The sequence below is a fragment of the Leifsonia sp. 10N434 genome (genome assembly GCF_056394405.1).
Map to the genome: position 1 here is coordinate 61,257 of NZ_JBFTHV010000004.1, position 18,160 is coordinate 79,416.

The window sequence follows — 18,160 nt, forward strand, 5'->3', positions numbered from 1 at the left end:
CGAGGAAGCGCGTCGTGGGCGGCTGCTGCCCGGGCACCTCATTTCTAGATGATGTGGCATCTTCACTACGAGCCTTGGAACGATTGAAGTAGCAAACCCGATTGGCCGTCAGGCAGGCTCAATTTCGTCGTCCGGGGTGGAGCCGTAATCTGGATCTCGTTCAACCTTCGCCAAAACGTATGCTCCCAGTTCCCGCGCGACCTCGCTGCCATCCACAACGCGATCGGGGTCCTTGTCCCATTCCTCCGGATAGGGAATCCGATCTCCGTCGAGAAGAAGCGCCATTAGCTCTGCGTCTGACCTGAAGGCGTCATTCAGATGCAGGCTCCCGAGGGTGAGCGGCATCCCGGGATCGACGTGAAACTGGGGGCCTACGGATGCAATGTCGTCAGAGCGCCACTGTCCAATGCTCAGGAGGCCCTTCAACAGTCGGAGGGCACGGTCTTTATCAACGGACGACAGGTAGCCCAACCACATGTTGGTCGGGCTTACGGGGTCGAACGGCATTGGGCCATTGCGGAGCTCTGCTTCCGCACGCTTGCAGAACTCGTTGCGCTGTCTTTCGACCCAATCGACATAGAAGCTGGACCCCGAGGGATTCTTCTCGCGTTCCAGGACCATCAAGAGGAGCAGTTCGTCAGCAACCGACGCGCGTTCTGCGATCGACTTGAGAGCGGCCTCATCCGCTCTCTGCAGGACCTCCATCGCAAGAATCCTGAGGTCCGAGTGACCCGGTATCGAGAATGCCCCGGATGATTTGTAGTTGATCTCCGGAAGCAGCGCGAGACGAGAGAGAAAGGCGAACAACCGATCCGCATCAACCGAACTGGTCTGACGACGGCTGATCGCGATTAGGGTGTCCTCGGGGCTGGAGCGGAAGAGCTGAATGAGCTCATCCTGTGCCTCCGCCGATTCGCCAGTGCTTACGGCTCTTAGGAGTGCCCGCACCTGCAAGTCGGAGACTTCGCCGTCCGGAAGTCGGCTAGAGAAGTTGCGATAGAAGTACCGTTCATCGCCAACGTGCTGGCCGGTCTTGTCAGCCTCGTTTGAATACGAGTGCTTTTGGCTGCTGCGGTCTGCGGCAAATCGCGGAAAGAGGTCATCGAGAAGGTCCAGCAGGTCGTCGCCCTCGAATGTGTTCGGTGCGCCTACACTGATCTTCTCCGCGACTTGCACGGCTCGGTCCCTGCCTTCCCCCTTCATGAATCGAATCCCAGACCCGACGCGCTCAGCCGCGAAGATGTCGGGAACTCGAAGCCGCCGCGAAGGCCCTCGTCGCCACCGCGCCGCCGCTGTCCACCGAACGGCTGGACCAGGTGCGCATCCTCCTTCGCCCCGCAATGCAGCGGCAGCTCGCGAAAGCCGCCTGAACACGGCAGACACGAACGCCCCCGAGATTTTCTCGAGGGCGTTTTCTGCGTTTAAGCTGGTCAGAGCGATTTCGCTCCGACTCGCGTCATACTCGTCCGAATCGGAACTCGAGCACGTCGCCGTCCTGCGCCCACAAAAGTCGGCAGAGCCAATTTCGGATGAACGATAATTGGCGGTCGGAATGAGTCACCAAACTGATCCCCCGCCCGGCTGACAGCTTCAGTTACGCACTGTGGCGCGAGTTATTACCAGCTGGTCTCTCCCAAACGTTCTTGCTCGGTCATTGCGAGTCGTCGCTCATACCCTGCTCGAAGAACTTCTTTTCCTCTGGGGACAATGATTCATAGAACTGCTCGGCATCTTCTTGCGAGGTCATATTCGGCATGCACAGAAACTTCGTCCCGAGGCCGTAGATCGCGTCAAGCTTGTGGTCCTCCACTGCACTCGGCACGTACCCGCGGGCTATAGGAATCATCTCAACCCATGCGATTGCGCAGTCGTCGGCGGCGGGCGGCTTCCAACCGGAGGGCCGCATGATCCGGACATACATGACTTGGCCGGCATCCCTGGTCGTGCCCAACTGATATATCCAGTCGGCTCTCTTCCCGTCGTCCGAGAACTCATTCCTCGCGTGCACCTGCCCGATCACGATAAACGGACGATCCTCGTAGTGCGGCCACTTCTCGTAGATGTGGGACAGCTTGTATCCGATGTTCTCCTGCTGACCCTCGTCGAGAGCCGCCTTCAAAAAGCCTGGCTCTGGCTGTCCGTTCACAGCCCACATCAGTCGGTCATAGTTCTGGGTCACGAGCTTCTTGTTGCTAGTGAGCATGGTCGGATGATCCGGCTTCCAGATGTTGGTGGCCTGGGTCTCGCAGTACAGGTAGTCCGTCTCTACGGCTGCCTGACTCCGACTCTTGTCAATTGCGTCGAAGCAGCTCTCCCGCGGCGGCGCGGTGAAGGGGATAGCGATCAAAAGCGCTAGAACCACTCCTGCGGCTACCAAGTATCGCGTGAGCACTCTTCTGGCGAACACGTAACTGCGATCGAAGATGGTGTACGAGGCAACCCACAGGGCCGCGGTGATGACAGCCGCGATGAGTCTGATGGGAAGTGAGGGCGCGTTCCAGTACCAGATGAATGAGGCGATCCCGGCAACCGCAAGAAACGTGGGGAGGACCCACCGGAAGCGCGAAGCGACGGACGCTTGACTCATCTCGCAAGTATGGCGGTCCCATTGCGGTATCAGTCAAGAAAGTCGGTGACAATCTGTTGCGCGGAAATTCAGCAGAAATGCATCCGACTTAGATCCTTGCCGTTATGTGAGCAGGGCAGAAGTGGACAAAGTAGTCCGAAATGTCGCGCCACTTCGAGTCGCCCTTGTAGCCCAGAAGTTCATTCGGGACGTGCAAGCACTATTCCTCGCTTTTCGCGATGGACCGAGATACTGAGTCAAAGGGAGTCTGAGTTCGTATTCGATACCAAAGCCTAGAGCCAGCTGGGTCGAGCTCACGAGTCCGGAGCGCGCAACGTTCGTGCCGCGGTGCGCAGAGGCGGTGAGAAAGATTGATGTCCCGGCGTCATACGCGTCCGAACCGGAACTCGACCACGTCGCCGTCCTGTTCTGCCATCAGTCCGCCAGGCCAGACCCACCTATCTCTATCTCGATCCCGGTCAGGCGCGAGAACGCCAAGACTGCCTCGCCAGCCTCGTCGACGATTTCCAACAAAAAACCCAGTCGCCCCCCATCTGCTCGATTGACTTCATTTAGAAACCTGGAGGCTGCTCTCTGGAACCGGGCTTCGGCGGGTCCGAGTGCGTCCAGAATTGCCATCTGTTTCGAGCCGGGCAGAGCCAAGAGACCTTCGCCAACCTGCATGAAAGAGGTAGAGATCGCTTCCATCTGAGCGGTTACCTCAGCCCGAGGGTCAGCAACGTCGGAGGCAAGAGGGCTGCCCGAGCCGCCTTCCGGTTCTATTCCGCTGGCGAGAAGCTTCTCCGCAGCTGCATTTGCCGCTGCGATCGAGGACCACGGTCCGATGATGAAGAGCGCGACCCCAGCGCGTTCAGCGAAGGCAATTGCAGCCGGGGTGGTAGCCGCCGGCGGAATAGAAAATCTGATGGTCAAAGTCATACGCCGCCCCGCGAAGCTTCTGTATTTCCGGCGCCCCAGTGGGCGTCGCGTGGAACTTCACCTGTGCAGCGGCATGGCGCGATTGGACGTCAATTCCTCCGTCAGCGCCGCTTCCAGTTAGGTCGGCATCAGTGAACCCGAGTGTGCGCATGTGTCCGGCAGCAAGAAGTTCAGCGTCCTGCCAAGTGACAAGGTTGCGGGGCTGTTCGTCACTCTGCTTCTCGATATTGCCTGACACTGACATGAAGCCCTTTCTTGGAGCGGTCCGTCCGACATGCGGGCCGCTCTCGCAGATACCTAACCGTGGCGGAACTACACCACGTCCCTCCTCCGAAGAGGAGGCCGGCTGCCGAGCGCAGTGTCCCAGCCGCTCGCCGCGAGGCACCCCGGCGGCAAGCGGCGCCGCTACCAACACCCGGAACCCATCACGGAAACTATCTCAACACCGTATCGAGTTCGGTTTGGCGTGTGTTAGCGCTTGGCGCCCCCTCTTCGGGGCAAGAGTGAATGCCGCTGCTTCGGATCGCTACCGCCCGGCGAGCGGTGATTGCGCCAATCAGCCCTTGGAGTTTGACTGTGATCCAAGCGAAACTCGACCACGTAGGTGCATCACGTCCGTCCGTTTTTCCGGCTGCTGCATTCAGTCGGACCGAAAGAGCTCGTCGACAGCCGCTCGCTGAAGATACGCATGCGTCTTGTTCCTGCCCTGCCCTTAGAGCGACCGATGGCAGAAACCGATGCCGATCTCGGGCTTACTGACCTCGACCGTGGTCGATTCGGTCGATTGGCGTCCGTGGCGCTAGTCGCACCACTAACATCGCGGATGCCTTGCCATGCTCAGTAAGGTTCCCGAGTGACCTTCAATGCTCGGATCGAGCCCTATGTCCTCAAGACGGGGCAGCCGTTCACGGTTTTCGTCAACGATGCGCCGCAGTGGTCGAACCAGACCATCAGTGTGCAGATCGATTCGAGCGACGACATCGAACCGCTGATGATGGTGATGTCATTCTCGATGGAGATCGGGGACGACGGCACAGGAAGCTGGCACCACGCTTCCGGATTCGAGATCGACCGAGAGAGCGTGGTCTTCGTTTCGGCGGCCGGAATCGCCCCGCCACGGTTTGATCCCGCGTCGCCGCATCCTTCGGGTGCGCCAGAGTTCATCTATCCCGAGTCTGTATCGATGACAGCGCTGAACTCGCCGGCCACGGCGAGTGACAAGGTCGTTGATTTGTACTACGACCTTCAGAGGCGTAGGGAGGCGCGATTCCAGCAACCGCTCGGCGCGCCCGGTCAGGGCTCACAGTTCCGCGCGGCCGTGCTCGTGGAAGGGCTACTGATCACCCAGCGGATCCCGACCGCGCATGGTGACGTGCATCCACAGGTGCGCGAGGTTCACGACGGCGACCTCTGCGACCTCATGAACTCCTCCCTCGAGCACCTCGGGTGGCCGGGGCGCGTCAACAACGAAGTGTGGAACCAACGAATGAGCCGCAACGATTTCGCGGTGTTCGAGTTCCCGAACATCTGGGCCGCGGACGAGGGTGAAGCCGACGCTCTTGTGATGGCCGAGACAGACAAGCTCATACTTACGCTTGCGTACCTGCGGTACGCGGCGCCTCGGCCGATCATGGTTGCACTGGAGAGCCGCACACCACAGCAAATCCGCTTTCGAAGCCATCGCGACGTCTACACCGGGAATCTCATCGGCGGATTCATGGGCGGCGAGAGCTCTCGCGAGGTTCTCCGCGTTGGCAGCGCCATCGCCACTGCACCGGAGGTCGAGTTATACGTGAACCTCTATCTCGAGGCCCGACGCGAGAAGCAGGAGGATTCTCGCTACTTCAAGCTCTGGGGCGTCCTCGAGACGATCGCAATCAACGAGATCGCTGCGGGCGCGAAGGTGTTGCTCGATGACGGCACGCAGTGGCCAAACGGGGGCACGACTAGCCAGGCTGCGCCTCGTGTGTTCGAACTTGTCAGATCAGCTGGGCTCGCAAATCGCGAGTGGCCTGACGGTGGTGACCTCTATGACTTCGTTCGCAGTGTGTACGGGCGGCGGAACGCCACCGCACACTATGGACGTTTCCTCCCCGCCGATCCAGTTCAACAAACGCAGGTCCAGTGGTATCCGTGGGCAATCAAGACGATCTCGTCCGCAAGCGCGCACCCAGGATGGTTGTGGGAGCTCGACGTCGTCGTTCACGAGATAGTTGGGTCTCAGATCGCCAAGAATGCGAAGGTCACTTGACTAGAACACCGCTGAACAGCGATAGTCCTACGCCGGCGGTGCGGTCCCCTCGCGGACGAAAGAACGAGAGGTTGTGAACGGTGATCAGATGCCTCACTCGGCGGACCAGAGCTCCTCGGCCTCGAGGACCAGATCGATCATCTGACGCAGGAGACTCCCCATCGATGTCGACCTCAACAGGGTGTACCTGTCGTACTCGCCCAGCGGGGCGATCGCGGCCAGTTGCTACACGGCTGCGATGGGATCGTCCGACAGCTCGATGCCGGCATCCGACTGCGGCTCCGCGACGCGGGCGATCAAGCGGCGGACAACCGCTTCGGCCTCGGCCCGCAGGGGTGCGAGCGCCTCAGACCATTCCAGATCCGGCAGCATCGAGAGCTCGGCCCGGGGGTACGGGCTCTCTTCAAACCAGCGCGCGACCGTGAACCGCCGGGTCCCCACGCCGACGACAAACAGGTCGTCGGAGCCCGCGGCGGCGCTCACAAGACGCGCCATCGTCCCGACCGAGGCGTGCTGGTCGCCACCCCCGGCTTCGGGTCCGCGCTCGATGAGGACGACGCCGAACTCGAACCCCGGTTCGTCCTCGTCGAGCAACCGCCCGATCATTGTGAGATACCGCGGCTCGAACACCCGCAGCGGGATGGGCACGCAGGGGAATAGCACTGATCCGAGCGGGAACATCGGTGAGGCGGCCATGCTCCAGTGAAGCACCGCTGACATAGAGTGAATAGGTGCCCCGACCGCGCCCAGAGATCCCAGGAACGGGACAGGAGTCTGTGTGGGACTACCCGAGGCCGCCGCGCATCGAGCGCGTCACTGCGCCTGTCACGATCCGTCTGGGCGGGCAGTTCATCGTTGAAACCCGAGACGTCCTCCGGGTGCTCGAGACCAGCCATCCGCCGGTCTATTACGTCCCGATAGCGGACTTCGCAACCGGCGCGCTGGTCGACGCCGACGGTTCGTCGTTCTGTGAGTACAAGGGCACCGCACGATATCTCGACGTACGTGGCGGAGGCGAGGTGCGGTCCGCTTGCGCGTGGAACTACCCGCATCCGTCGCCGGGGTTCGAGCCGCTCCGAGACCGCGTCGCCGTCTACGCGCAGCAGATGGACGAGTGCACGGTCGACGGAGAGGTCGTCGCACCGCAGCCCGGAGGCTTCTACGGCGGCTGGATCACGAGTGCCGTCGTCGGGCCCTTCAAGGGGTCGCCCGGGTCACTGAACTGGTGAACGCCGGGGACAACCACGCCTCGGAGCCGAACTCCGCCACGTCGCTCAGGATGCTTCGAGTGTGACGGAACAACCCAGGGTCAGCTAGACGTTAGACCTGAACTCCTTTGGCTTACCTTCCGCTGTGTCGTTATGACAACCCCTCCGCAAAGGCTGGCCCCCGCCAATACCGTGGTCCCTACGACGGAGGTCTGCGGATAACGACGTCGGCGCGCAGAACCTCCAAGCTGAGCACCCACACGTAGCACGCCGCTACAGTCTGTCCATGCCAGACAAAGGATTTGCGCCGATCCCAATCAGAGGCGATCACATCCAGCGATACCTGGAGGAGATCCTCTACGCAGCAGAGACGATCGACGAGATACGCCCTCGGTTCGAGAGGCTTGTGCGGGAGCCGCACACCGGCCCGAATACAACCGCGCTGTTCGCCACCCTGAATCAGATTCTTGTGGCGGCGTCGGCTGTGCATTACGTGTTCACCGCGGAGAAGGAGACGAGCTTCCGAGAGGTGGACCCTTCGCGGCAGGCTCAGGTCGCTGATTTTTCACGGCGTCGCGCAGCGATCATCCGGGCAGCCTTGGGGGAGCCACCGGCCGCACTCGAAGCGCGGGACGTTCGCAATGGGCTGGAGCACTTCTCCGCGAGGCTCGATGCATTCCTGACGGACATTCCGGGCATCTCGGCTGACCGGATCATCTCCTTCTCGGGCGAGTTAGAGGGCATCACATGGGGTGATGGAACTCCGATCACGCCTGTCTATGTCCGCCACTTCAGAAAGAACGACTTCGTCCTGGAATTGCTCGGTCACACCATCGACATGAACGAGGTCGTGAAAGCGGTCAGAGACGTGGCGCTCCGCGCATTTGAGTTTAAGAAGTGCCTCGACACCTGCTCCTGGGAGGACGTCCTCTCCGACCTCGGGCTCCCAAATACCTAGCCGTGACGGAACCCCACCCTATCGCCGTCTATGGACGACGTCTCGCCTCTTTGCGTGCCGCGCCATCAGCACCGACCATGAAAGCCGCGGCACCTCCAGTACCGACGAGGCCACTCACGATCGGGATTCCGTAGGCGGCCGCGACCCCGGCTCCGACAGCGAGGCCCACTCCGGCGATGAGAGACGCCAAAGCCGCCAGAAGCCCCGCTCGAATAATCCATGGTGCGGCCGCCTCGTGGGCGCGCTTCCAAATGTCATCCGACTCACGGGTAACGGAGGTCGCGACACCGAGAAACGGGTTTCGACGGAAGCGGCCCCGACGTATCAAGGCGTACTGAATCGCACAGAGGATCGCGCCGAGACCGAAGCCAGCGCAGAGAACAAATAGGAGCCTCAAGTCAACCGCCCAACGTGGCACTTCGGATTCGAACAGCTCAGACGTTGAAGCGGAACTCCACCACGTCGCCGTCCTGCATGACGTAGTCCTTGCCCTCCATGCGGGCCTTGCCCTTGGCGCGGGCCTCGTGCACCGATCCGGTCTCGACCAGGTCGTCGAACGAGATGACCTCGGCCTTGATGAAGCCCTTCTCGAAGTCCGTGTGGATCACGCCGGCCGCCTGCGGGGCCTTCCAGCCCTTGTGGATCGTCCACGCGCGCGACTCCTTGGGGCCGGCGGTGAGGTAGGTCTGCAGGCCGAGGGTGTCGAAGCCGATGCGGGCGAGCTGGTCGAGGCCGCTCTCCTCCTGGCCGGTCGAGGCGAGCAGTTCGGCGGCGTCCGCCGGGTCGAGGTCGATGAGCTCCGACTCGAGCTTGGCGTCGAGGAAGACCGCCTGAGCGGGGGCGACAAGCGCGGCGAGCTCGGCACGGCGTGCGTCGTCGGTGAGTACGGCCTCGTCGACATTGAAAACGTAGATGAAGGGCTTGGCCGTCAGCAGGCCGAGCTCCTTGATGGGCTCGAGGTCGATGGACGCGCTCGACAGCGGCTTGCCCGAGTCGAGCACGGCGTGGGCCTCGCGCGCGGTCTCGAGCACGATGGGGTCGAGCTTGCGGCCCTTGACCTCTTTCTCGTACCGGGCCTCGGCCTTCTCGAGGGTCTGCAGGTCGGCGAGGATCAGCTCGGTGTTGATCGTCTCCATGTCGCCGGCGGCGTCGACCTTGCCGTCGACGTGCACGACATCCGGATCGTCGAAGCCGCGCACGACCTGCGCGATCGCGTCGGCCTCGCGGATGTTCGCCAGGAACTTGTTGCCCAGGCCTTCGCCCTCGCTCGCACCCTTGACGATGCCGGCGATGTCGACGAACGAAACGGGAGCGGCCAGGATGCGCTCACTGTTGAAGATGCCGGCCAGCGTGTCGAGGCGCGCATCCGGCAGGTTCACCACGCCCACGTTCGGCTCGATCGTGGCGAACGGATAGTTCGCCGCGAGCACGGTGTTCTTGGTGAGCGCGTTGAACAGGGTGGACTTGCCCACATTGGGGAGTCCGACGATTGCGATAGTGAGAGCCACGATCGACCATTCTACGGGCCGGGCGCTGAGCGGGTGCCCTAGGCGCCGAGCCGCGCCCGGAAGCACTCGGTCACGTACGGGAGCTCGAACACCTCACGCCCCGCGAGATCCGGATGCTCGGACGCGAGCCGCCGCAGCGAGGCGATCACCGCGGCCTGCGTGTCGGCGTCCTTCGTGATGAAGTAGCTGCGCGACCGCGCCAGGTCGAGCATCCCGTCGACCGTCATCGGCTGCACCCAGCGCACGTCGTGGCGTTCGAGTTCGCCGAACGGTGCGCCGACGACCGGCGGCGCTTCGTCGCTCGCGTACGCCTTCTCGGTCTGCATGAGCTGACCCAGTTCGCGCACCCAGTCCACACTCTCGTCGCGGAAGTTCCACACGAGTCCGAGCGTCCCGCCCGGTCGCAGCACCCGCGCGACCTCGGGGACGGCGACAGCGGGGTCGACCCAGTGCCATGCCTGGCCGGCGACCACGGCACCGACGCTCGCGTCCTCAAGCGGGATGCGCTCCCCCGATCCGGGGCGCGTGTCGACCTCCGGCAGCGCCTCCGCGAGCACGGCGAGCATCGCCGGCGACGGGTCGACGGCGACCGCATCGAAGCCCCGATCCACCGCCGACCGGGTCAATTTGCCGGTGCCCGCCCCGAGATCGAGGACAGGGCCGCTGACGCCCTCGAGCAGCCAGGCGACGGCCTCGGCCGGATACCCGGGCCGCGCCGCCTCGTAGACGTCGGCGGCCTTGTCGAACGAGCGGGCGTGGGCATCCTTGTCGTTCCGTTCGCGCATGAGCCGATCGTACGCCGCGCTCCCGTGCACGTCCGGATGCGCGGCACGCGGGCGCGCTGACGGGCGCCGTCGGTGGGCCATGCGAGCATGAAGCCGTGCCACTGGATTTCACCGCCATCGACTTCGAGACCGCTAACGGGAGCGCCGCGTCGGCCTGCTCCGTCGGACTCATCAAGGTGCGCGACGGCCGCGTCGTCGACCGCGCGGGCTGGCTCATCCAGCCGCCGTTCGGCCACGACTTCTTCCAGGAGTGGAACACGCGCATCCACGGCATCACCGCCGACGACGTGATCGGCGCCGCGAGCTGGGTGCAGCAGCTTCCCGACCTCATCGCCTTCGCCGAGGGCGACCACCTGGTCGCCCACAACGCCGGCTTCGACATGGGCGTCATCCGCGCGGCCTGCGCCGCGACCGCCGTCGAGTGCCCCGAGTTCAGCTACGTCTGCAGTCTGCAGGTCGCCAGGAAGACGTACAGCCTCGAGTCCTACCGCCTTCCGGTGGCCGCGATGGCTGCCGGCTTCGAAGACTTCCACCACCATGACGCCCTCGCCGACGCTGAAGCGTGCGCGGCGATCATGGTGCACGCCGCACGCCGGCACGACGTGATGACCGTGAGCGAGCTCGCGGCGATCACCGGCTCGCGCGTCGGACGCATCGGAGCCGCTCAAGCCGCCTGACCCGCACTGGATGCTAATGTCTTGACATATGAGGCGGGCATCCGCCGCGGGAGCGAGGTGACGAGTGTCCGAATCGGACGGCTCCCTGCCGCGCACGCTGTTCATGGACCTCGACCATTCCGGTCCCGTCCCCCTCTACTTCCAGGTCGCGACGCGCATCGAGACGGCCATCCTCGACGGCGAGCTGCCTCCGGGGTCCCGGCTCGAGAACGAGATCGCGCTCGGCGAGCGGCTCGGTCTCTCACGGCCGACCGTTCGGCGGGCGATCCAGGAACTCGTGGACAAGGGGCTGCTGGTGCGCCGGCGCGGCATCGGCACGCAGGTCGTGCACGGTCCGGTCACGCGCAAGGTCGAGCTGACGAGCCTGTACGACGACCTCGCGGGCGGCGGGCAGCAACCGACCACCGCCGTGCTGCTGCACGAGATCGTGCCGGCGGGACCGCGCGTCGCCTCGACGCTGAACCTCGAGGAGAACGCGCCGGTGCTGCATGTACGCCGGTTGCGCAGCGCGGACGGTGTGCCCGTCGGCATCCTCGAGAACTATCTGCCGAACGCGTTCTTCGACATCACGGAGGCCGACCTCGCCGAGCACGGGCTCTACCAGTTGATGCGCGGCCGCGGCACCACGATGCGCGTCGCCAGGCAGACGATCGGAGCCCGGCGCGCCTCAGGAGACGAGAGTGCCCTGCTCGAGATCGACGACGGCGGTCCCGTGCTCACCATGGATCGCACGGCTTACGACAATTCGGGCAGCGCGGTCGAGTTCGGTCATCACTGCTACCGCCCCGATCTCTACTCGTTCGAGATCACGCTCGTCGACAAGTAGGCGCACACCCGCGCCGCCTTGTGGGCGACGCGCCCTGCCTTCCCTAGCTGTCGTAGAAGGTCGGCTTCGCCCCGTAGGAGACTTCGACCCGGCGACCCGAGCTCTGCGCCTCGAGTCCCGCCTCACAGACCAGCGCGGCGAGGTAGCCGTCCCAAGCGCTCGGGCCGTCGATCGTGCCGCGGCGCACGGCGTCGACCCAGCGCTGCACCTCCGAGTCGTAGGCGCGCGCGAACCGCGTCGTGTACGACTGGTGCTCGGCACGGCTGAACGCCCCGTCGGCGTAGCGCGCGAGCCCACCGGTTCTGCCGATCTCCGCGACGCCTCGCTCGAAGACCGCGTCGGTCGTCACCTGATAGCCGAACTGCAGGTTGACGCTGATCTCGACATCCGCGAGCAGGCCCGACTCGGTCTCCAACAGGACGAGCTGGGGTTCGCGGAGTCCCTCCGGCGCGAGTGAATTGCGGCGCGTCTTGCGCACTTCGACGGCGGCGACCGGCTCTCCGACCAGCCACGGAACCACATCCATCTCGTGCACCACCGAGTCGGTGATCAGCATCGATTCCGTGTATCCCGGGGGCGTCGATGGATTGCGGTGCGCGCAGTGCAGAGCGAGCAGCGCACCGCTGTCGCCGGAATCGATCAACTGCTTCAGCTGGATGTACTCCTCGTCGAAGCGCCGCATGAAGCCGACCTGGATCCGGGGGCGGTTGGTGCGCTGCTCCGCCTCGAGGATGCGCCATGCCGCTTCGCTGCTCGGGGCGAGCGGCTTCTCGCAGAGGATGTCGACGCCCGCTTCGAGCGCCGGCATCAGCACGGCCTCATGGAACGGCCCGGGCGTCGCGATGACGACCGCGTCGACACCGTCGTGCTCGAGGGCGTCTTCGATGCGCGTGCGCGTGGCGACCCCGGGAAGATGGGCGACGGCGGCGGCCGCACGTGCAGCAACCGGCTCGACCACGGCGGCCACAGTGGCGCCGATCGTGCGGTCGGTGAGGCGCGCGATGTGGTCGGCGCCCATGATCCCGGCGCCGACGACGGCGACACGGAGGGGTTCGTTGGTCATGCTGATTCCTTTCGGGCCTCTGCGGGTCAGTCCTGGCGGGCCAGCCGGGTGCAGCCGAAGATGTGCTCGCGCGTGCGTCGAGCGATCGGCAGCGGGCGGTCGATGTCGGTGCCGTACATGTCCTGCTCGACGATGGCGAAGATCGACGGGTCGATCGCGCTGACGGCCTCGATGATCGGGGCGAACGGGGGCTCCCCCGTCGGCGGCTCCGTCATCACGCCACGCGCGACCGCGGTGGCGAACGGCACGTCGTTCTTGAGGGTCTCGGCGAGGATGTCGCGGTCGACCTGCTTGAGGTGGAGGTAGCCGATGCGCTCCGGGTACGCCCCGATGAGACGGAGCGGATCACCGAGGTAGTACGCCAGGTGGCCGGTGTCGAGGCACAGGTTCGTGTAGCGCTCGTCGGTCTCGGTGAGGAAGCGCTCGACCTCGCGCTGCGTGCCGACGTGGCTGTCGGCGTGGGAGTGGAACTGCTGACGCACCCCGAACTCCTCGAGCAGCGCTTTGCCGAGCCGGTCGTGCCCGGCCGCCAGTCGCGCCCACTGCTCGTCGTCGAGCGTGCGCGACTCGAGGACCTCTTCGGTCGCGTCGCTCCGCCACAGGTCGGGGATGACGACCAGATGCTCGGCACCGACCGCGGTCGCCAGCCCTGCCACGGCGAGCGCCTGGTCCCAGGCGCGCTGGTACTGGTCGCCGCCCTTGTGCAGGCCGGTGAAGACCGTGCCCGCCGACAGCTTCAGCCCGCGCGACCCGAGTTCGTCCTGCAGCTGGTGGGGATCGGTCGGCAGATAGCCGTACGGACCCAGTTCGATCCAGGTGTACCCGGCCGAGACCACCTCGTCGAGAAAGCGCTGCCACGGGATCTGGCGCGGATCGTCCGCGAACCAGACCCCCCATGAGTCGGGTGCAGTACCGATCCGGAGGCCGGTGCTGTCCGTGGTCATCGCGTTTCTCCTTCGCCGAGGTACGGCCGCTGCCGCGTCTTGTGGTCGTCGTACTCGGCCCGGGCCGCTCGTGTGCTGTCGAGCGCCGACACCTCCGCGACGGGCACGTCCCACCAGCCCTCGCCGTCGGGCGCGAAGAGCAGGGGGTCACTGTTGATATGGATGAGCGTCGGGCCACGAACGCCCGACTCCTTCGCGCGGCGGACGGCCGCACCGAGTACGGCGATCGAATCCGGCCCCGGCTCGATACGGATGACCTCGACCCCGAGGCTGGCCGCGTTCGCCGCCAGATCGATGGGGAGCGCGGCTCCGTCGAAGGCGTTTGCGGCATCGTCGCGGAACCCGTACCGGGTTCCGTATCGCTCGGAACCGACCGTCTCGCTCAGGTGACCGATCGACGCGAAGCCGTGGTTCTGAATCAGCACCACGATGAGCGGGATGTTCTCCGCGACCGCCGTCACCAACTCGGTGTGCATCATGAGGTAGGAGCCGTCGCCCACCATCACGATGACGTCCCGCTCGGGCGCACCCCGCTTCGCCCCGAGCCCGCCGGCGATCTCGTAGCCCATGCAGGAGTAGGCGTACTCGACGTGGTAGCCCAGATCGTCGCGCACCCGCCAGAGCTTGTGGAGGTCGCCGGGGAGGGACCCGGCAGCGCACACGACGACATCGGTGGCATCGCTGGCAGCGTTGACCGCTCCGATGATCTCGGCCTGCGACGGCAGCGCCCGCTCACGGTTGACGAAGCTGTCGTCGACCATCGCGTCCCACTCCCGCTTCTCGCGGGCGATCTCCTCGCGGTACGCGGACGACGTCGTCGAGCCGGCGAGCGCCTCACGCAACGCGACGAGCGCCTCGCGGGCGTCCGCGATCACCGGCAGCGTCGAGCCGTGCTTGTAGGCGTCGTACGAGGCCACATTCACGGTGACGAATCGCACGCCCTCGCGCGCGAACACCGTGCGGGATGCGGTGGTGAAGTCACTGAAACGCGTTCCGATCCCGATGACCACGTCCGCCTGCGCCGCGATGCGATTAGCCGCCGTCGTTCCGGTCGAGCCGATGCTGCCGAGGGACAGCGCGTCGTCCCAGTTGATCGAGCCTCCGCCTGCCTGGGTCGTGCCGACCGGGATTCCGGTGGAGTGAGCGAAGGCGCGCAGCTCGGCGGCGGCATCCGAGTAGATCACGCCGCCTCCGGCGACGATGAGGGGGCGCTCGGAGGTTGCGATCGCGGCGACCGCACGTGCGAGGGCGTCGCGCTCCGGCACCGGCCGCCGCAGGTACCACTCGCGATCGGCGAGGAACTCGTGGGGCACATCGAGCGCTTCGGCCTGCACGTCTTCCGGCAGGGCGATCGTCACGGCTCCCGTCTCCACCGGGTCGGTCAGCACCCGCATGGCGCCGAGCGCCGCGGAGAAGAGCTGCTCGGGTCGATTCACCCGATCGAAGAACCGGGACAGCGGCTTGAAGGCGTCGTTCACGCTCATCGAGGCGTCGTGCGGCAACTCGAGCTGCTGCAGCACCGGATCGGCGACGCGCGTCGCGAAGGTGTCCGACGGCAGCAGGAGCACGGGAAGCCGGTTGGTCGTCGCCAGCGCGGCGCCGGTGAGCATGTTCGTCGCCCCGGGACCGACCGATGCCGCGCATGCGAAGGTCCCCCGCCGCCGGCGCATCCGGGCATAGCCGACAGCCTCGTGCACCATCGCCTGTTCGTTGCGCGCCTGGTGATACGGCATCAACGACGGCTCGGTCACGGCGAACTGCCGGAGCGCCTGTCCGATCCCCGCGACATTGCCGTGGCCGAAGATGCCGTATGTGCCGGCGATCGTCCGCTCGCGGTGGTCGCCGTCGACCGTCCACTGGTGGGCCAGGAACTCGACCAGAGCCTGGCTGACGGTCATGCGGGTCGTTCCGCTCACGACGCCGCTCCTTTCGTTGTGGGTGCGTGCGTTGTCGAGGAGCCGGGCGTCGTCGCCTCCGGCGTGTAGGGCAGCCGGGGATCCTGCTGCTGCTCCTCCCACAACCCGCGCACCCAGGCGTGCGCCGGATCGTCGGTGATCAGCCAGGCTCGCTGCGAACCGGGACCGGCCATCACGTTGAGGTAGTAGAGGTCGTAGCCGGGAGCCGCGACCGCCGGCCCGTGATAGCCGTACGGAACGAGAGCGATGTCGCCCGAGCTCACGCGCGAATCGATCTGCACCGGTCGCTCATCGGACTCGTACGTGCTGAACATCCCGAACGGCCGTGCCTCGGAGGGCGCATTCGTCCCGCGTGCGACGGCCGTCTCGAAGTAATAGATCTCCTCGAGCTCGCTCTCCGTTCCGGGCACGTTGACGTCGTGCTTGTGGGGCGGATACGACGACCAGTTCTCGGCCGGGGTGATGACCTCGCAGACGATGAGCTTCGCAGCATCGGGGGCACCCTGCGCGCCAGGGACCCCGAAGTTGTGCACCTGCCGGCTCGAGCGGCCGGCGCCCCTCAGTTCGACCGCGACATCCGCCGCGGCGACGTAGACCGCGTCGCGTCGCTGATCCGTCGGAGCCTCGGCGACGGCGATGCGGCCCTGGCCGCTGACGGTCGCCGAGGTGCCCGCCCCGAGGTACAGCACGTCGGTCGGGCCGTCGAAGACGGACCGGCGCCCGGCGAGCCGTCTGGTCGACTCGCCGTCGGCACTCACGTAGTGCACGAGGGCGCTGCCTGCGAGTGGAACGATCATGCGCTCCACGTCGCCGGCGCTCAGGGTGAGCGGATGGTCGCCCAGATGCGCCACGCGGAGTCCGGTGTGCTGCCAGCCGTCGATCCTGTCGTCGACGACCGACTCCCAGCCGTCCTCGGTGAGGTCTCCCGGCCGGAAGATCCCGTCGTTGCTCCGTCGCATCGCGTGCTCTCCTTGTCGTGCGTTTCGAATTCTGGCGGTGGGCGGGTCAGGTCGTCTGCGGGAAGCCCAGGTTGATGCCGCCATGACTCGGGTCGAGCCAGCGGCTGGTGACCGCCTTCTCGCGCGTGAAGAACTCGAAACCGTGGGCGCCGTAGGCCTTGGCATCGCCGAACAGCGACTGCTTCCAGCCGCCGAACGAGTAGTAGGCCACCGGAACGGGGATCGGCACATTGATACCGATCATGCCCACCTGCACCTCGTTCTGGAACCGCCGCGCCGCGCCGCCGTCGTTGGTGAAGATGGCTGTTCCGTTGCCGAACGCTCCGCTGTTGATGAGGGCGACGCCTTCCTCGAAGGTCTCGACGCGTACGACCGAGAGCACCGGGCCGAAGATCTCCTCGGTGTACACCCGCGAATGGATCGGGACCCTGTCGATCAGGGTCGGCCCGAGCCAGAACCCGGACGCGTCGCCATCGGCGTCCACCGTGCGACCGTCGACGACCACCTCTGCGCCGTCGGCCACGGCCACGTCGATGTACGACGCGACTTTGTCGCGATGCTCGCCCGTGATCAGCGGTCCCATGTCGCAGCCGCGCCGTCCGTCGCCGACCCGGAGCGTCGACATCCGCTCGCGCACCTTGGCGATGAGAGCGTCCGCGACCGGTTCGACGGCGACGACGACGCTGACCGCCATGCACCGCTCCCCCGCCGAGCCGAACCCGGCGTTCACCGCGCTGTCGGCGACGAGGTCGAGGTCGGCATCCGGCAGCACCAGCATGTGGTTCTTCGCGCCGCCGAGGGCCTGGACGCGCTTGCCGTTCCGCGCCGCCGTCTCGTAGATGTAGCGGGCGATGGGGGTCGAGCCGACGAACGAGATCGACTGGACCTCCGGGTGTTGGAGCAGCCCGTCGACAGCGACCTTGTCGCCCTGCAGCACCGTGAAGATGCCGTCGGGCAGTCCCGCCTCGGTGAAGAGCTCCGCGAGCCAGACCGCCGCGGACGGATCCTTCTCGCTCGGCTTGAGCACCACGGCGTTGCCGGCGGCGATCGCCACGGGCACGAACCACAGAGGCACCATCGCCGGGAAGTTGAACGGGCTGATGACTCCGACGACGCCCAGCGGCTGCTTGAGCGAGTAGACGTCGACACCGGTCGAGACGTTCTCGGAGTGCTCGCCCTTGATGAGGTGCGGGAAGCCCGTCGCGAGCTCGACGACCTCGAGCCCCCGGGTGATCTCGCCGAGAGCATCCGAGATCACCTTGCCGTGCTCGCGCGTGACGATCTCGGCCAGGTCGCCCTTGCGGGCGTTGAGCAGCTCACGGGCGGCGAACATGACCTGCTGACGCTTGGCGATCGACGTGTCGCGCCAGAGCGGGAACGCCGCCGCCGCCGACTCGATGGCGTGGCGCACCTCGTCGTCGTCGGCGAGGCCGACGCGTGCGGCGGGGACTCCGAGTGCGGGGTCGTAGACCGGGGCGAATCGGCCGGATGCGCCGGGGACCCGTCGTCCTCCGATGTAATGCGGGACGGTCGGCAGCTCGGTGTCGGTCATGGTGCTGG

18 protein-coding genes are annotated in these 18,160 nt (G+C 65.5%); 5 read left to right on the forward strand and 13 right to left on the reverse strand.

Annotated features, from left to right (window positions below; genetic code table 11):
• Window positions 1–108 precede the first annotated feature (108 nt).
• From AC1DB1_RS11615 to AC1DB1_RS11630, 4 genes are all read right to left on the reverse strand, one after another.
• On the reverse strand, window positions 109–1,203 hold the full coding sequence (locus AC1DB1_RS11615; protein ID WP_477200892.1) for a hypothetical protein: 1,095 nt from the start codon (window positions 1,201–1,203) through the stop codon (window positions 109–111).
• A 448-nt stretch (window positions 1,204–1,651) separates the two neighbouring features.
• Window positions 1,652–2,587: a hypothetical protein gene (locus tag AC1DB1_RS11620; RefSeq protein WP_477200893.1), complete on the reverse strand. Its 936-nt coding sequence runs from the start codon at window positions 2,585–2,587 to the stop codon at window positions 1,652–1,654.
• 414 nt (window positions 2,588–3,001) lie between these two features.
• On the reverse strand, window positions 3,002–3,505 hold the full coding sequence (locus AC1DB1_RS11625) for a hypothetical protein (RefSeq protein ID WP_477200894.1): 504 nt from the start codon (window positions 3,503–3,505) through the stop codon (window positions 3,002–3,004).
• Window positions 3,438–3,749 (reverse strand): restriction endonuclease, encoded by a 312-nt coding sequence (locus tag AC1DB1_RS11630; protein WP_477200895.1) that lies wholly within the window; start codon window positions 3,747–3,749, stop codon window positions 3,438–3,440. Before AC1DB1_RS11630 ends, AC1DB1_RS11625 begins: the two co-directional genes overlap by 68 nt.
• A gap of 609 nt (window positions 3,750–4,358) precedes the next feature.
• Between AC1DB1_RS11630 and AC1DB1_RS11635 the strand changes: the two genes are divergently transcribed.
• Window positions 4,359–5,756: a hypothetical protein gene (locus tag AC1DB1_RS11635; protein ID WP_477200896.1), complete on the forward strand. Its 1,398-nt coding sequence runs from the start codon at window positions 4,359–4,361 to the stop codon at window positions 5,754–5,756.
• Window positions 5,757–5,981: 225 nt separating this feature from the next.
• On the opposite strand, the gene AC1DB1_RS11640 is transcribed toward AC1DB1_RS11635, so the two are convergent.
• The gene (locus tag AC1DB1_RS11640; protein WP_477200897.1) at window positions 5,982–6,476 is read right to left on the reverse strand and encodes an LON peptidase substrate-binding domain-containing protein; all 495 of its coding nucleotides are present in this window, start codon (window positions 6,474–6,476) and stop codon (window positions 5,982–5,984) included.
• 56 nt (window positions 6,477–6,532) lie between these two features.
• Between AC1DB1_RS11640 and AC1DB1_RS11645 the strand changes: the two genes are divergently transcribed.
• Window positions 6,533–6,985 (forward strand): DUF427 domain-containing protein, encoded by a 453-nt coding sequence (locus AC1DB1_RS11645; RefSeq protein ID WP_477201158.1) that lies wholly within the window; start codon window positions 6,533–6,535, stop codon window positions 6,983–6,985.
• Window positions 6,986–7,250: 265 nt separating this feature from the next.
• A complete protein-coding gene (locus tag AC1DB1_RS11650; protein ID WP_477200898.1) occupies window positions 7,251–7,922 on the forward strand; it encodes a hypothetical protein in 672 nt (223 codons plus the stop codon).
• Between the two features lie 28 nt (window positions 7,923–7,950).
• Here AC1DB1_RS11650 and AC1DB1_RS11655 read toward each other — a convergent pair whose 3' ends face one another.
• The 3 genes from AC1DB1_RS11655 to AC1DB1_RS11665 are packed head-to-tail and all read right to left on the reverse strand — an operon-like array spanning window position 7,951 to window position 10,215.
• Window positions 7,951–8,340: an SdpI family protein gene (locus AC1DB1_RS11655; RefSeq protein WP_477200899.1), complete on the reverse strand. Its 390-nt coding sequence runs from the start codon at window positions 8,338–8,340 to the stop codon at window positions 7,951–7,953.
• Between the two features lie 16 nt (window positions 8,341–8,356).
• On the reverse strand, window positions 8,357–9,430 hold the full coding sequence (gene ychF / locus AC1DB1_RS11660; protein ID WP_477200900.1) for a redox-regulated ATPase YchF: 1,074 nt from the start codon (window positions 9,428–9,430) through the stop codon (window positions 8,357–8,359).
• A 38-nt stretch (window positions 9,431–9,468) separates the two neighbouring features.
• On the reverse strand, window positions 9,469–10,215 hold the full coding sequence (locus AC1DB1_RS11665; protein WP_477200901.1) for a class I SAM-dependent methyltransferase: 747 nt from the start codon (window positions 10,213–10,215) through the stop codon (window positions 9,469–9,471).
• A 95-nt stretch (window positions 10,216–10,310) separates the two neighbouring features.
• On the opposite strand from AC1DB1_RS11665, the gene AC1DB1_RS11670 reads away from it, so the two are divergent.
• Window positions 10,311–10,892: an exonuclease domain-containing protein gene (locus tag AC1DB1_RS11670; RefSeq protein ID WP_271175194.1), complete on the forward strand. Its 582-nt coding sequence runs from the start codon at window positions 10,311–10,313 to the stop codon at window positions 10,890–10,892.
• A gap of 64 nt (window positions 10,893–10,956) precedes the next feature.
• The gene (locus AC1DB1_RS11675) at window positions 10,957–11,718 is read left to right on the forward strand and encodes a GntR family transcriptional regulator (protein WP_477200902.1); all 762 of its coding nucleotides are present in this window, start codon (window positions 10,957–10,959) and stop codon (window positions 11,716–11,718) included.
• Window positions 11,719–11,761: 43 nt separating this feature from the next.
• On the opposite strand, the gene AC1DB1_RS11680 is transcribed toward AC1DB1_RS11675, so the two are convergent.
• The 5 genes from AC1DB1_RS11680 to AC1DB1_RS11700 are packed head-to-tail and all read right to left on the reverse strand — an operon-like array spanning window position 11,762 to window position 18,152.
• Entirely contained in the window at window positions 11,762–12,781 is a 1,020-nt protein-coding gene (locus AC1DB1_RS11680; RefSeq protein WP_477200903.1) for a Gfo/Idh/MocA family protein, read from the reverse strand.
• Between the two features lie 26 nt (window positions 12,782–12,807).
• Window positions 12,808–13,725 (reverse strand): sugar phosphate isomerase/epimerase family protein, encoded by a 918-nt coding sequence (locus tag AC1DB1_RS11685; RefSeq protein WP_477200904.1) that lies wholly within the window; start codon window positions 13,723–13,725, stop codon window positions 12,808–12,810.
• Window positions 13,722–15,623 (reverse strand): 3D-(3,5/4)-trihydroxycyclohexane-1,2-dione acylhydrolase (decyclizing), encoded by a 1,902-nt coding sequence (iolD, locus tag AC1DB1_RS11690; protein ID WP_477201159.1) that lies wholly within the window; start codon window positions 15,621–15,623, stop codon window positions 13,722–13,724. Before iolD ends, AC1DB1_RS11685 begins: the two co-directional genes overlap by 4 nt.
• 14 nt (window positions 15,624–15,637) lie before the next feature.
• The gene (gene iolB / locus AC1DB1_RS11695) at window positions 15,638–16,600 is read right to left on the reverse strand and encodes a 5-deoxy-glucuronate isomerase (protein ID WP_477200905.1); all 963 of its coding nucleotides are present in this window, start codon (window positions 16,598–16,600) and stop codon (window positions 15,638–15,640) included.
• Between the two features lie 46 nt (window positions 16,601–16,646).
• On the reverse strand, window positions 16,647–18,152 hold the full coding sequence (locus AC1DB1_RS11700; protein WP_477200906.1) for a CoA-acylating methylmalonate-semialdehyde dehydrogenase: 1,506 nt from the start codon (window positions 18,150–18,152) through the stop codon (window positions 16,647–16,649).
• Between the last annotated feature and the right edge of the window lie 8 nt (window positions 18,153–18,160).

Coding starts and splice junctions, on each gene's coding strand:
- AC1DB1_RS11630 (WP_477200895.1), bottom strand. CDS start 3,749: ATGTCAGTGTCAGGCAATATCGAGAAGCAGAGTGACGAACAGCCCCGC.
- AC1DB1_RS11620 (WP_477200893.1), bottom strand. CDS start 2,587: ATGAGTCAAGCGTCCGTCGCTTCGCGCTTCCGGTGGGTCCTCCCCACG.
- AC1DB1_RS11680 (WP_477200903.1), bottom strand. CDS start 12,781: ATGACCAACGAACCCCTCCGTGTCGCCGTCGTCGGCGCCGGGATCATG.
- AC1DB1_RS11640 (WP_477200897.1), bottom strand. CDS start 6,476: ATGTCAGCGGTGCTTCACTGGAGCATGGCCGCCTCACCGATGTTCCCG.
- iolB (WP_477200905.1), bottom strand. CDS start 16,600: ATGCGACGGAGCAACGACGGGATCTTCCGGCCGGGAGACCTCACCGAG.
- AC1DB1_RS11625 (WP_477200894.1), bottom strand. CDS start 3,505: ATGACTTTGACCATCAGATTTTCTATTCCGCCGGCGGCTACCACCCCG.
- AC1DB1_RS11685 (WP_477200904.1), bottom strand. CDS start 13,725: ATGACCACGGACAGCACCGGCCTCCGGATCGGTACTGCACCCGACTCA.
- iolD (WP_477201159.1), bottom strand. CDS start 15,623: ATGACCGTCAGCCAGGCTCTGGTCGAGTTCCTGGCCCACCAGTGGACG.
- AC1DB1_RS11665 (WP_477200901.1), bottom strand. CDS start 10,215: ATGCGCGAACGGAACGACAAGGATGCCCACGCCCGCTCGTTCGACAAG.
- AC1DB1_RS11615 (WP_477200892.1), bottom strand. CDS start 1,203: ATGAAGGGGGAAGGCAGGGACCGAGCCGTGCAAGTCGCGGAGAAGATC.
- AC1DB1_RS11700 (WP_477200906.1), bottom strand. CDS start 18,152: ATGACCGACACCGAGCTGCCGACCGTCCCGCATTACATCGGAGGACGA.
- AC1DB1_RS11650 (WP_477200898.1), top strand. CDS start 7,251: ATGCCAGACAAAGGATTTGCGCCGATCCCAATCAGAGGCGATCACATC.